12 protein-coding genes are annotated in these 13197 nt (G+C 73.1%); 5 read left to right on the forward strand and 7 right to left on the reverse strand.

Going from position 1 to position 13197, the window contains the following annotated elements; translation table 11 throughout:
* Positions 1-36: 36 nt before the first annotated feature.
* The 5 genes from ACLIN4_RS09910 to ACLIN4_RS09930 all read right to left on the reverse strand — a co-directional run bounded on the left by ACLIN4_RS09910 (position 37) and on the right by ACLIN4_RS09930 (position 6661).
* Positions 37-3165: an efflux RND transporter permease subunit gene (locus ACLIN4_RS09910; RefSeq protein ID WP_411575677.1), complete on the reverse strand. Its 3129-nt coding sequence runs from the start codon at positions 3163-3165 to the stop codon at positions 37-39.
* 156 nt (positions 3166-3321) lie between these two features.
* Positions 3322-4008 carry a response regulator gene (locus tag ACLIN4_RS09915; protein WP_107477087.1) on the reverse strand — a complete coding sequence of 229 codons (687 nt, stop codon included), beginning with the start codon at positions 4006-4008 and terminating at the stop codon, positions 3322-3324.
* A complete protein-coding gene (locus tag ACLIN4_RS09920; RefSeq protein ID WP_289903746.1) occupies positions 4005-5246 on the reverse strand; it encodes a sensor histidine kinase in 1242 nt (413 codons plus the stop codon). The genes ACLIN4_RS09915 and ACLIN4_RS09920 overlap by 4 nt, the downstream gene beginning before the upstream one ends.
* Before the next feature lie 324 nt (positions 5247-5570).
* Positions 5571-5855, reverse strand: coding sequence for a PspA-associated protein PspAA (pspAA, locus tag ACLIN4_RS09925; protein WP_290013184.1), 285 nt, complete (start codon positions 5853-5855; stop codon positions 5571-5573).
* Positions 5856-5875: 20 nt separating this feature from the next.
* Positions 5876-6661 carry a PspA/IM30 family protein gene (locus ACLIN4_RS09930; protein WP_269960100.1) on the reverse strand — a complete coding sequence of 262 codons (786 nt, stop codon included), beginning with the start codon at positions 6659-6661 and terminating at the stop codon, positions 5876-5878.
* 271 nt (positions 6662-6932) lie between these two features.
* Between ACLIN4_RS09930 and ACLIN4_RS09935 the strand changes: the two genes are divergently transcribed.
* The 3 genes from ACLIN4_RS09935 (at position 6933) to ACLIN4_RS09945 (ending at position 9529) form a co-directional block, all read left to right on the forward strand.
* Positions 6933-7571, forward strand: coding sequence for a DUF3043 domain-containing protein (locus ACLIN4_RS09935; RefSeq protein WP_100044247.1), 639 nt, complete (start codon positions 6933-6935; stop codon positions 7569-7571).
* Between the two features lie 83 nt (positions 7572-7654).
* The gene (locus tag ACLIN4_RS09940) at positions 7655-8356 is read left to right on the forward strand and encodes a class I SAM-dependent methyltransferase (protein ID WP_107477085.1); all 702 of its coding nucleotides are present in this window, start codon (positions 7655-7657) and stop codon (positions 8354-8356) included.
* A gap of 78 nt (positions 8357-8434) precedes the next feature.
* A complete protein-coding gene (locus ACLIN4_RS09945; protein ID WP_411575678.1) occupies positions 8435-9529 on the forward strand; it encodes a S1C family serine protease in 1095 nt (364 codons plus the stop codon).
* A 33-nt stretch (positions 9530-9562) separates the two neighbouring features.
* Here ACLIN4_RS09945 and ACLIN4_RS09950 read toward each other — a convergent pair whose 3' ends face one another.
* Positions 9563-9793 carry a hypothetical protein gene (locus ACLIN4_RS09950; RefSeq protein WP_107477083.1) on the reverse strand — a complete coding sequence of 77 codons (231 nt, stop codon included), beginning with the start codon at positions 9791-9793 and terminating at the stop codon, positions 9563-9565.
* A 182-nt stretch (positions 9794-9975) separates the two neighbouring features.
* On the opposite strand from ACLIN4_RS09950, the gene ACLIN4_RS09955 reads away from it, so the two are divergent.
* The gene (locus tag ACLIN4_RS09955; RefSeq protein ID WP_107477082.1) at positions 9976-11175 is read left to right on the forward strand and encodes a bifunctional adenosylcobinamide kinase/adenosylcobinamide-phosphate guanylyltransferase; all 1200 of its coding nucleotides are present in this window, start codon (positions 9976-9978) and stop codon (positions 11173-11175) included.
* Here the strand turns inward: ACLIN4_RS09955 and ACLIN4_RS09960 are convergent.
* A complete protein-coding gene (locus ACLIN4_RS09960; RefSeq protein WP_289903732.1) occupies positions 11164-11901 on the reverse strand; it encodes a class I SAM-dependent methyltransferase in 738 nt (245 codons plus the stop codon). The genes ACLIN4_RS09955 and ACLIN4_RS09960 overlap by 12 nt on opposite strands.
* 151 nt (positions 11902-12052) lie before the next feature.
* Here ACLIN4_RS09960 and cobT point away from each other — a divergent pair, with 151 nt between their 5' ends.
* Positions 12053-13111 carry a nicotinate-nucleotide--dimethylbenzimidazole phosphoribosyltransferase gene (cobT, locus tag ACLIN4_RS09965; RefSeq protein WP_289903730.1) on the forward strand — a complete coding sequence of 353 codons (1059 nt, stop codon included), beginning with the start codon at positions 12053-12055 and terminating at the stop codon, positions 13109-13111.
* Positions 13112-13197 lie beyond the last annotated feature (86 nt).

Here is a 13197-nt window from a genome sequence, read left to right on the forward strand (position 1 = left end):
CTCCACGGGAGCGCCCCTCCGCCGTACCGGCGGGTGTCAGACCTGGGCCGGTTCCGGCTCCGGCTCCGGCTCCTGCGAAGGCTTCTGCTGCTCGGGCAGGGCGCCCTTCTTCGCGGCCCGCTTCTTCGCGCGCCGCTCCTTGCGCAGTTCCAGCATCGCGTAGAGCGTCGGGACGAGGAGCAGCGTCAGCAGCGTCGAGGTGATCAGGCCGCCGATCACCACCACCGCCAGCGGCTGGGCGATGAAGCCGCCCTCGCCGGTGACGCCCAGCGCCATCGGGAGCAGGGCGAAGATCGTCGCCAGGGCCGTCATCAGGATCGGGCGCAGTCGGTGCCGGCCGCCCTCGATCACGGCCTCCACGACACCGTAGCCCTGCCTGCGGTACTGGTTGATCAGGTCGATCAGCACGATCGCGTTGGTGACCACGATGCCGATCAGCATCAGCATGCCGATCATCGCCGGAACGCCCATCGGGGTGCCCGTCACCAGCAGCAGGCCGATCGCGCCGGTCGCCGCGAACGGGATGGACACCAGCAGGATCAGCGGCTGGGCCAGCGACCGGAAGGTGCCGACCAGCAGCATGAACACGATCGCGATCGCCGCGAGCATGGCCAGGCCCAGGTTGACGAACGCCTCGTCCTGGTCGGCGGTGACGCCGCCGATCTCGGCCGTGGCGCCGGCCGGCAGGTCCAGCCCGTTGATCCTCGACTGGAGTTCCGTGCCCACCGCGCCGGTGTTGTCACCGGTCGGCTTGGCCGTGACGGTCGCGGCGCGCTGCCCGTCGATGCGGGTCATCGAGACCGGGCCGTCCACCAGCTGCACGGTGGCGATGTCACCCAGCTTGACCGGGCCCAGGTTCAGGGCCTTCAGCTCGGCCATCGTCGTGGCCGGCTGAGCGGAGCGGATGACGACGTCGCGCTCGGTGTCGTCCAGGGTCGCCTTGGCGGCCGGGGTGCCGCGCACCGCCTGGGCGACGGCCGCGCCGAGCGTCTGGTCGGTGAAGCCGGCCTCGGCGGCCTTCGCGTTGGCCTTGACCGAGATGCGCGGCACGCTCTGCGCCAGGTCGCTGGTGACGTCGGTGACGTCGTCGAGCCCGGCGACCGTCTTGCGGACCTCCTCGGAGGCCTCGCGGAGCACGTTCGCGTCGGCCGCCTTCACGACGACGCTCAGGTCCTGGCTGGCGAAGCCGTCACCGGCGGCGACCGTGGTGGTGCCGATGCCGTCGAGCTTCGCGAGCCCGTCCTCGATGTGGTCCTGGACGTCCTCGGCGTTCGCCGAGTCCTCCAGCATGAGCTGGTAGGAGGCCTGGTTGGTGTCCGTGCCGCCGCCGAAGGCGGCCATGAAGCCGGACGAGCCGATGGTGACCTGGAAGTCCTTGACGCCCTCGGTGTCGCCGAGCAGCTTCTCCACCTTCTCGGCCTGGGCGTTCGTCGCGCTCAGGCTGGTGCCGGGCTTCAGCTCCTGCTTGATGCTGAGGACCTTCTGCTCGCCCTGGTCGAAGAAGTTGGTCTTCAGCAGCGGCGCCATGGCGAACGTGCCGATCAGCACGACGACCGCGATGGCCACGCTGGTGAGGCGGCGACGGGTGGCGAAGCGCAGGACGGGGACGTAGAAGCGCTGGAGGCGGCTCTTGGCCTCCTTCTCCTCGGCCAGCCGGCGGGCCTCGGCCGCGTCCTCGGGGGTGCCCTTCGGCGGGCGCAGGAACCAGTACGACAGCACCGGGACGACCGTCAGCGACACCAGCAGGGAGGCCAGCAGCGCGGCGGTCACGGTCAGGCTGAAGGAGCCGAACAGCTCGCCGACCATGCCGCCGACCAGACCGATCGGCAGGAAGACGGCCACCGTCGTGAGCGTGGAGGAGGTGACCGCTCCGGCGACCTCGCGGACGGCCTTGAGGATGGCCTCCTGGCGCTCCTCGCCGTAACCGAGGTGCCGCTTGATGTTCTCCAGGACCACGATCGAGTCGTCGACGACCCGGCCGATGGCGATGGTGAGCGCGCCCAGCGTCAGCATGTTCAGCGACAGGTCGCGCGTCCACAGCACGATCAGCGCCAGCACCACGGACAGCGGGATGGAGACCGCGGTGACCAGGGTGGAGCGGACGGACGTCAGAAAGACCAGGATGATCACCACGGCGAAGAGCAGACCGAGGCCGCCTTCGGTGGTCAGGCCCTCGATGGCCTTGGAGACCGCCGGGCCCTGGTCGCTGACGACGGTGAGCGTCGCGCCGGAGCCGAGCTGCTCGCGCAGGTCGGGGAGCTTGTCCTCGACGGCGTTCGAGATCGCGACCGCGCTGCCGTCGTGGTCCATCGTGACGGCGACGGCCAGGCTCGGCTCGCCGTTGGTGCGGGTGAGGGAGTCGGCCCTGGCCTCCTCCTCCTTGACGGTGGCGACGTCACCGAGGCGGACGGGCTTGTCGACGCCCTCGCCGGTGACCATCAGGTCCTGGATCTGCCGCAGCGAGGTGAAACCGCCGCCGACCTGGACGGTGCGGTTGGCGCCGGCCTCGTCGAAGGAGCCCGCGGGGACGGTCGCGCCGCCGGCCTGGAGGGACTGGGCGAGCGCCTGCGGGCTCACCCCGGCCTTCGCGAGCTTCGCCGGGTCCGGGGTGACGGTGACCTGGAGGTCCCGCACGCCGTCGACCACGACCTGGGCGACGCCGTCGATGTCCTTCAGCTCGGTCACGACCGTCTTGTCGAGCTGGTCGGCCAGGGCCTGCTGGTCCTTGTCCGAGGTGACGGCGAGGACGACGGTCGGGATGTCGTCCGTCGAGCCGGAGATGACCTGCGGGTCCACGTCGTCCGGGAGCTGGGCGCGGGCCCGGTTGACGGCCTGCTGGACATCGGCGACGAGCTGCTGGGTGCCGTTGCCGTAGTCGAAGGACGCCATGATGACGGCGCTGCCCTCACTGGCCGTCGCGGTGATGCCCGAGATTCCGTCGACCGCTTCGAGGCTGTCCTCGATCGGTTCGACGACCTGCTTCTCGACCACGTCCGGCGAGGCGCCCTGGTACGGCGCCAGCACGGAGACCATGGGCAGTTCGATGGTGGGCATCAGCTGCTGCTTGAGCTGGGGGATGGCGATCGCGCCGAAGACGAGCGCGACGATCGACATCAGGCCTATCAGGGCCCGTTGCGCGAGGCTGAATCTCGACAGCCAGGACATGGACAGGGTCTCTCTTCTGTGGCCGAGCGGAGGGGGACGGGGCACATCTGTACGCCCACCCCAACACCCTGGTCCATGAGTGACCCCGGTTCCCTAGCTCCCAGGTCCATTTCCTTACGCGGTGCATACTCCGGCCGCAGTACACCGGGACGGACGTCACTCCACCCTTGGACGTACCAGCCCGGTTTCGTAGGCGATGACGACCAGCTGGGCGCGGTCGCGGGCGCCCAGCTTGGCCATCGCCCGGTTCACGTGCGTCTTCACGGTGAGCGGGCTGACCTCCAACCGCTCGGCGATCTCGTCGTTGGAGTGGCCCCCGGCCACCTGGACCAGCACCTCGCGCTCGCGCACGGTCAGCGACTCCAGCCGCTCGGCGCGGGCCGGGTCGCGCTCCGCGGCGTCCGCCGTGCCCTCCTGGGCGAGGAAGCGGGCGATCAGCCCCTTGGTGGCGGTCGGGGACAGCAGCGCCTCGCCGCCGGCCGCGACCCGGATGGCGCTGAGCAGTTCCTCGGGCTCGGAGCCCTTGCCGAGGAAGCCGGAGGCGCCCGCGCGCAGCGACTGAACCACGTAGTCGTCGACCTCGAAGGTGGTCAGTATGACCACGCGGACATGGGCGAGGGACGGGTCGGCGCTGATCATGCGGGTGGCGGCGAGGCCGTCGGTGCCGGGCATCCGGATGTCCATCAGCACCACGTCGGCCCTCCGCTCGGCGGCCAGCCGGGCCGCCTCCGCGCCGTCGGACGCCTCCCCCACCACCTCCATGTCGGGCTCGGAGTCGACCAGCACCCGGAAGGCGCTGCGCAGCAGTGCCTGGTCGTCGGCGAGCAGGACACGGATCGTCATGCGGGGTCCTTTGCTGCATCGGTGGCGGCGTCGGTGCGCTTCCTGACCGGAAGGATCGCATGGACGCGGAAACCGCCTCCGTAGCGGGGACCGGTGGTCAGGGTGCCGCGCACCGCGGTGACCCGCTCGCGCATGCCGAGCAGGCCGTGCCCGCCGCCGGCCGGCGCGGCGGTCTCGGCGGTACTGCCGCCGGCTCCGTCGTCGAGCACGGTGACCTCGATGGCCGGCCCCACCCGCACGACGCTGACCTCGGCCTTCGCCCGCGTCCCCGCGTGCTTCTGCACGTTGGTCAGCGCCTCCTGGATGATGCGGTACGCCGCCAGGTCGACGGCGGTGGGCAGCTCGGCGCCCTGGTCGGCGCGGGCCACCTCGACGTGCAGTCCGGCGTGGTGGAAGGTGGCGACGAGCTCGTCGAGCCGGTTCAGGCCGGGGGCCGGCTCCGTCGGGGCCTCCGGGTCGCCGGACTGGCGCAGCAGGCCCACGGTGGCGCGGAGTTCGTCGAGTGCGGAGCGGCTGGCCGTCCGTACGTGGGCCAGGGCCTCCTTGGCCTGGTCGGGCCGCTTGTCCATGACGTGCGCGGCGACCCCGGCCTGGACGTTGACCAGGGCGATGTGGTGGGCGACCACGTCGTGCAGGTCGCGGGCGATGCGCAGCCGCTCCTCGGCGACCCGGCGGCGGGCTTCCTCCTCCCTGGTGCGCTCGGCCTTCTCGGCCCGGTCGCGGATGGCCTGCACGAAGGCGCGCCGGCTGCGGACCGCGTCCCCGGCGGTGGCGCCGATACCGGTCCAGGCGAAGACGGCGAGGTTCTCCTGCGCGTACCAGGGCAGCGGTCCGGCCAGCATGGCCGCCCCGGTCAGGACGGTCATGGTGAGCAGGCCGACCCGCCAGGTGGTGGGGCGGTCGGTGGAGGCGGCGACCGTGAAGAGGGCGACCACGGCGGACATGACGACGGGCGCGCGGGGGTCGCCGGTGACGCTCTCGACGACGGAGACGCAGCCGGTGACCGCGAGGACCACCAGCGGGGCGCGGCGGCGGAAGACGAGCGCGGCGGCGCCGAAGGCCATGAGGGCGAGACTGAGCGCGTCGGGCGTGCGCAGGCCCCAGCTGACGCCTTCGGGCCCGTGCGGCTCCACGAAGGAGCCGCAGACCATGCACACCAGGACGGCCGCGGCGAGGGCCGTGTCCAGGGCGGAGGGGTGGGCGCCGAGGGTGCAGCGGGCGCGGGCGAGGGTGCTCACGGGTTTTTACGGTAGCTGGAGTGGGCGTCTGTTTTCGGGTGAGCCCGCGTGCAGTGGGCGTCTGCTGGGGGCTGCGCCCCCAGACCCCGCTTCGGCCTGGACGGCCTCGTCCTCAAACGCCGGACGGGCTGAAGATATCGACCGGCGTTCCTCGGGCACCGCCCGATCGATGGAGAGACCGACCGGCATCCCCCGGGCCCCCGATCGATGGAGAGGCCGACCAGCATCCCCCAGCCACTCCCCGATCGATGGAGACACCGACCGGCATCCCCCGGACACCCCCCGATCGGTAGAGGTACCGACCGACACCCCCCGGACACCGCCTCAGGCGCCGTCCGGGATCAGGCCGTCGTCGCTCAGCAGCTCCTGGACTTCCTCCAGGGTCGCGTCCGGGGACGGGAGGATGAGGTCGGACGGCTCCAGGGAGTCGTCCGGCAGGGGCTCGCCCAGTTCGCGGACCTTGGCCAGCAGGGCCTGGAGGGTCCCCCGGAAACCGGGGCCGTCGCCGTTCTCCATCTCGGCCTGGAGCTCGTCGTCCAGCTTGTTCAGCTCGGTGAGACGGCCGTCGGCCAGCGTCAGCTGTCCCTCCCCCATGATCCGTACGATCATGTCGCCCTCCTAGGCGTGGCCTACTGCTTGTCGAAGCGCGGGGTGTCCTGCGGCTGCTGCTGGGCCTGCTGCTGATCCTGGCCGCCCTCGATGGCCTGGCGGTCACCGGTGGTGCCGCCGGCCAGCTCGGCCTTCATCCGCTGCAGTTCCAGCTCTACATCCGTACCACCGGAGAGCCGGTCCAGCTCGGCCTGGATGTCGTCCTTGTGCATGCCGGACTGGTCGTCCAGGGCACCGGAGGCGAGCAGTTCGTCGATGGCGCCGGCCCGGGCCTGGAGCTGGGCGGTCTTGTCCTCGGCGCGCTGGATGGCCAGGCCCACGTCGCCCATCTCCTCGGAGATGCCGGAGAACGCCTCGCCGATGCGGGTCTGCGCCTGGGCGGCGGTGTAGGTGGCCTTGATGGTCTCCTTCTTGGTGCGGAAGGCGTCCACCTTGGCCTGGAGCCGCTGGGCCGCAAGGGTGAGCTTCTCCTCCTCGCCCTGGAGGGTGGCGTGCTGCGTCTCCAGGTCGGTCACCTGCTGCTGGAGCGCCGCGCGGCGGGACAGCGCCTCGCGGGCCAGGTCCTCGCGGCCCAGCGCCAGCGCCTTGCGGCCCTGGTCCTCCAGCTTCGACGACTGGGACTGGAGCTGGTTGAGCTGGAGCTCCAGGCGCTTGCGGCTGGTCGCCACGTCGGCGACGCCGCGGCGCACCTTCTGCAGCAGCTCCAGCTGTTTCTGGTACGAGTAATCGAGGGTCTCGCGCGGGTCCTCGGCCCGGTCCAGGGCCTTGTTGGCCTTCGCGCGGAAGATCATCCCCATACGCTTCATGACACCGCTCATGGGCTTCGCGCGCCCCCTTCTGACCGACTCCAGCTCCAGCACCTGCGACAGAACCCACAGTACGGGCCCTGCATCCATTACCGCACTGTTCGGGGACGGATGCGCTCATCCCCAAGGACGACTGCGTACTCTCCCGGTCCGGCGTAGGGAGTAGGTGCTCCCCGGGGTTGTCCGGAATGACCCGGTGTCCGGGGCGGTACGCAACGTCCCCTCTGTCCCCTTACAGACGACCGGCGTTGCCGGATCGTTCCCCACCGGACTGGGGCCCACACCCCCGCACCCCGTACCCTTGGGTTTTGTGTTCCGTAGCCGTGCCAAGGATGAGAAGGCCCAGAGCGCCGTCAGCGCGCAGGTGACCGACTCCAAGCAGCCCCGTGACCCGCAGGCCCCCAAGGGAAGGCCGACGCCCAAGCGCAGTGCGGCCCAGTCCCAGCGCCGCAGCGTCGCCAATACGCCGATGACGCGCAAGGAGGCCGCCAAGCGCCAGCGCGAGGAGCGGCGGACCGCGCTGGCCAAGCAGCGCGAGGCGCTGGCCAGCGGGGACGAGCGGTACCTGCCGGCCCGCGACAAGGGCCCGGTCCGCAAGTACGCGCGCGACTTCATCGACTCGCGGTTCAACATCGCGGAGTACTTCCTGCCGATGGCCGTGATCATCCTCGTGCTGAGCATGATCCGGGTGGCCTCGCTGCAGAACGTCGCGCTGCTGCTGTGGCTGGTCGTGATCGTGCTGATCGTGCTGGACTCGATCGTCACCGGCTTCCGGCTGAAGAAGCGCCTGGCCGAGCGCTTCCCCGACGACCGCAGGCGCGGCGCGGTGGCCTACGCGCTGATGCGCTCGCTCCAGATGCGCCGGCTCCGGCTGCCCAAGCCCCAGGTCAAGCGCGGGGAGCGGCCCTGAGCACGACGCCGTTCGCCGGTGACGCGGCGGATGCCCGGCCGGCCGAGCCGGGCGGTCTGCGTGACGTCGTACGGCAGGAGCTGGTGGCCCGGCAGCTCGACGAGCAGATAGTCGGCCGCTTCCCGGTGGGCAAGCGGCTGCGGGTCCTCGACGTCGGCATGGGGCGGGGCACCCAGGCGCTGCGGCTGGCACGGGCCGGGCACCAGGTGACCGGCGTGGAGCGGGACGCGACGATGATCGCCGCGGCGCGGGACGCGCTGGCCGGGCAGCCCGAAGGCATCCGGGAGCGGATGCGGATCCTCGAGGGCGACGGCCGGGACACCGGCGTGCACTTCCTGCCGGGCAGCTTCGACGTGGTGCTGTGCCACGGCGTGCTCATGTACGTCGAGGAGCCCGATCCGCTGCTCGCGGGGCTGGCCCGGATGCTCGCCCCGGGCGGGCTGCTGTCGCTCCTGGTGCGCAACGGCGACTCGCTCGCCCTGCGCCCCGGTCTGTCCGGCGACTGGGCGGGCGCGCTGGCCGCCTTCGACACCACCGAGTACACCGACCGCCTCGGTCTCCGCATCCGCGCGGACCGCCTGGCGACGCTGACGGCGAAGCTCGCGGGCATCGGCGCCCCGCTGCACACCTGGTACGGAGTCCGCGTCTTCACGGACACGGCGTCCGACGGCGCCGCACCGCCGGACGACCTGGAGACCCTGCTCGCCGCCGAGGAACGGGCCGGCCGGACCGACCCGTACCGAGGGATCGCGGCGCTGCTGCACCTGTGCGGAGTGCGGGGCTAGGACCGGCCCCAGGAGGTTCGGCGCCCGTTCGGGTGCCCATCGCAAGCCGGGGCGCCCGGGCGCGGTGAGACTCGGGGCATGGACGCTTCCCCCACCCGCGCGGCTTACCGTAACCGGCTGCCGGGGCTGCTCGGAGCCGTCGCCGGGCCGGCCTGCGCGCTGCTGCTGCTCACCGGCTGCTCCGGCTCCGCTCCCGCCTCCCCCGACGCGCCGGTGGCCGAGACGGCCCAGGCGGCCGCACCGGCCGCGGCCAACGACCTCCAGGCCGACTACCAGCGGGTGATCGAGGACGTCCTCCCGTCGGTCGTGCAGATCCAGGCCGGCGACTCCCTGGGCTCCGGGGTCGTGTACGACGACAAGGGGCACGTCGTCACCAACGCGCACGTCGTCGGGGACAGCAGGACCTTCCGGGTGACGACCGCCCGCACCGAGGAGTCCCTCGCCGCCGAACTCGTCTCCTCCTACCCCGAGCAGGACCTCGCCGTCATCAAGCTGGACCGGCTGCCCGAGGGCATGAAGGCGGCCCGGTTCGGTGACTCCTCCAAGGCGGAGGTCGGACAGATCGTGCTGGCGATGGGCTCGCCGCTCGGGCTGTCCTCCAGCGTGACGCAGGGCATCGTGTCGGCGGTCGGACGGACCGTCACCGAGGGCCGTGAGGGCGGCGGTACGGGGGCGACGATCGGCAACATGGTGCAGACGTCGGCGGCCATCAACCCCGGCAACAGCGGCGGTGCCCTGGTGAACCTCGACGGCCAGGTGATCGGCATCCCCACACTGGCCGCGACCGACCCCGGCCTCGGCGACAGCGCGGCGCCCGGGATCGGGTTCGCCATCCCGGCGTCGATGGTGAGGACGGTGGCCGACCAGATCGTCAGGGACGGACGGGTGACCGACTCGGGCCGGGCGGCGCTCGGCATCACCGTCCGCACGGTCGTCGACGACGGTTACCGGCCCGCGGGCGCGGCCGTCGTCGAGGTGAGCGACGGCGGGGCCGCCGACGACGCGGGGCTGCGGCCCAGCGACGTCATCGTCCGGCTGGGCGACACCGACATCACCACGATCACCTCGCTGGCCGAGGCGCTGGCGTCGATGGAGCCGGGCGAGAGGACGAAGGTGACGTACACCCGCGACGGCGACGAGCGCACCGCCGAGGTGCCCCTGGGCGAGCAGTGAGGGGGCGGGGCCGGTCGGGCCCCGCCCCGCCGCTCAGCCCTCCGCCGGCTCCTGGGCCTCTTCGGCGTGCAGGCTCATCGGACCGTAGATCTCCGTGGAGTCCTCGAACAGCCGCACCTGGTCGGTGCCGCCCTCCTGGAGGTCCTTCCAGTGCTCCCCGATCCAGGACTCGGCGTCCCCTTGCGTGGTGAACTCCTCGGGCTGCACCGCCGGCTGGACCTCCGTCCCGTCGGCCGTCTCGAACCGCCACGTCCATGCCGCCATGTACGCCTCCAAGATGTGAGCACATGCAGAGCGGAAGCCGGATCTTGGTCCGGCCTCCGCCCGCAGCCTATGCGCTGAGCCGGTCGCGTCGTAGCAGGCCCGGAGGACAGCCGCCCGGACCGGCCGCGCCCCTTGGGGGCCTCGGGCGCGCACACCACCGGCTCACCGGGGAAAATCGGTGCGTGGACGTGACTCTGCTCGGCACCGGTGCCCCCGCGGGACTCCCCCGCCCCGACTGTCCCTGCGCGGCCTGTGCCGCGGCCCAGGGCGAGAACGCGCGCGCGGCGACCGCGCTGCTGGTGGACGGGGCGCTGCTGCTGGACCTCACCCCCGGCGCCGCGTTCGCCGCCGCACGCGCCGGTCGCTCCCTGACCGGCGTACGGCAGGTGCTGCTGTCCCACCCGCACGACGGGCCGGCGATGGAGGTGCCGGCCGGGCTGCCGCAGCCGGGGCGGGTGCCGGACGGGCGGGAACTGGCGCTGCTGACCGGGCACCGGGTGCGTGCGGTCGCGATGGACGCGCCGGGCACCGGGTACGCGGTGACCGGCCCGGACGGGCAGCGGCTCCTCTACCTGCCGCCGGGGTGCGCGCCGGCCGGTCTGGAGGAGCCGGCCGAGCCGTACGACATGGTCCTCGCGGACGTCGTGGGCCGCCCGGACGCCCTGGCGAGGCTGCGCGCGGTGGGCGCGGCGGGCGCCACCACGGACGTCGTCGCCGTCCACCTGGGCCACGACGTGCCGCCGGGCCGGGAACTCGCCCGGCGCCTCGCGGCGGCCGGGGCACGGGCGGTCCCGGACGGGACGACGCTGGTGGTGGGCGCCTACGAGGACGTGCCCGACGTACCGCGCCGCACCCTGGTGCTGGGCGGCGCCCGCTCGGGCAAGTCGGTGGAGGCCGAGCGCCGGCTGGAGTCCTTCCCGGAGGTGGTGTACGTCGCGACCGGCGGCCTGCGGGGCGGGGACACCGAGTGGGCGGCCCGGGTCGGCGCGCACCGGGAACGGCGGCCGGGCTCCTGGCGCACCGTGGAGACCTGTGACCTGGTCCCGCTCCTCAAGGACGACGGGGCACCCCTTCTGATCGACTGCCTGTCCCTGTGGCTGACGGACGCGATGGACGCCGTGGGGGCGTGGGACGACGCGGAGTGGGCCGACGGCGGGGAACGGGCCCTGCGCGACCGGGTGCGGGACCTGACGGAGGCGGTGCGCGCCACCCGGCGCACCGTCGTCGCCGTGTCGAACGAGGTGGGCTCGGGCATCGTCCCGGCCACGGCGTCCGGCCGCCGCTACCGGGACGAACTCGGCCGTCTGAACGCGGCGTTCGCCGACGAGTGCGAGCAGGTGCTGCTGGTGGTGGCGGGCCAGGCCCTGGTGCTACGCGGCTGAGGCGTCCTTGCGCGCGATGACGCGTCCGCTCCGCGCGCCGGTCAGCACCGTGCAGCCCAGCTCCGCCAGTTCGGCGCGCAGGCCCGCCGGGAGGGCGAGCGGGCGGCGCGGGTCCGTGACGTCGACGAGCAGGTGACCGCCGGGGCGCAGGACGTGGAGGGCGGCGCGCAGCTCGGCACGCGGGTCCGGGACGCGTTCCAGTTGCCGCAGGAGGCTCACCACGTCGTAGCGGCCCCGCAGCCTGGCCCGGATGTGCGGGTCCGTCAGCCGGCCGACGAACGCCTCCTCGACCCGTTCGACGGCGCGGGCGCGCAGCACCCGGTGCGTGGGGTCCAGGCCGTCGAACGAGGTGTACGGGAAGTACGCGCGGGCGGCGTCGGGGAAGTCGGCGTCGCCGGTTCCCACGTCCAGCCAGCTCTCGGGCTCGGGGCAGCGGCGGAACACCGCGCGGGCGGCCGACCGCTGGCGGAGGCGGGCGCCGGCCCGGACGACCGGGTGTTCCGGTCCGGGCGTGAGCGGAGGGTTGCGGAAGCCGTACCGGCAGTCCAGGCAGCGTTCGAGGACGGAGCGACCGGGTGCGGCCCGTCGCGGTCCCTCGCCGAACAGGCGGGGACGCAGCCGCCGGGAGCCGCACCAGGGGCAGTCCGCGCGGTGCGGCCCGTACCCGGGGACGGGGGGAACCGGGGGCACGGGGGGCGGCGCCGAGGGGACGGGGGGTGCGGACATGGGCGGCTCCCGACGTGCGAGGAGGAGAACGAACGACAAACCAGGCAAAACGTTACGTAGGTGATCGCTGTCCGGCGGGGAGCGACGCCACCCGGGCGCGGTGCCGACGGGCCCGCCGTCGTGTTCGACCAGGGCCGGTACTGTTCGGCGAATGAGCTCGCTGAATCTCGACGACTTCACCGATCTGATCGAGCGCCCCGACGGCGGGGTGCGCCGCGACGCCGAGGCGCGCCGGGAGCGTCAGGTCGTGCCGCCCGGATCGCTGGGCCGCCTGGACGACCTGGGCGAGTGGCTGGCCGCGGCGCAGTCCGCCGTGCCGGTGCGGCCGGTCGAGCACCCCCGGGTGGTGCTCTTCGCCGGTGACCACAAGGTCGCCGAACTGGGTGTGTCGGCACGGCCCGCCGGCGGTGCGGGCGAGTTGGTGCGCGAGGTGCTGGAGGGCGGCCGGCCCGTGTCCGTGCTCGCCCGGCGTCTCGGCGTACCCGTGCGAGTGGTCGACATGGCCCTGGACTGCGACCCGCAGACGCTGCCGGCCGAGGTCGCGGGGCACCGGGTGCGGCGCGGCGGCGGCCGCATCGACGTCGAGGACGCGCTGACCCTGGAGGAGGCGGAGGCCGCCTTCCGGGCGGGCATGGCGGTGGCCGACGAGGAGGCCGACTCCGGTACGGATCTGGTGGTCCTGGGCGACGTGAGCGTGGGCGGCACCACCGCGGCCGGCGTGCTGGTCGCCGCGCTGTGCGGCACCGACGCGTCGGTCGTCACGGGGCGGGGCGGACTGGCGATCGACGACCTGGCCTGGATGCGCAAGTGCGCGGCGATCCGCGACGCGCTGCGCCGTGCCCGGCCGGTGCTCGGGGACCAGTTGCGGCTCCTCGCGACGGTGGGCGGAGCCGACCTCGCCGCGATGACGGGCTTCCTGCTGCAGAGCGCGGTGCGGAAGGTGCCGGTGATCCTGGACGGCGTGGTGACGGCCGCCTGCGCGCTGGTCGGGCAGCGGATCGCCTTCCGGGCGCCGGACTGGTGGCTGGCCTCGCACGACAGCGGGGAGCCGGGCCAGGCCAAGGCGCTGGACCGGATGGCCCTGGAGCCGCTGCTGTCCCAGGGCGTGACGGTGGGCGAGGGGGCGGGGGGCCTGCTGGCGCTCCCGCTGGTGCAGGCCGCGGCGGCGTTGGCGGCGGAGTTGCCGGAGGTCTCCGACGGGGAGGGGTGACGGGGTTCGGCGACACGCGCGCCCGATGGGTGTCGCGGCACCCGACATGCCTGTGGGCGTGGGGCGGGTGTCGCGGCCCGGCGCTA

Source organism: Streptomyces mutabilis (genome assembly GCF_046628145.1).
Lineage (GTDB): Bacteria > Actinomycetota > Actinomycetes > Streptomycetales > Streptomycetaceae > Streptomyces > Streptomyces mutabilis.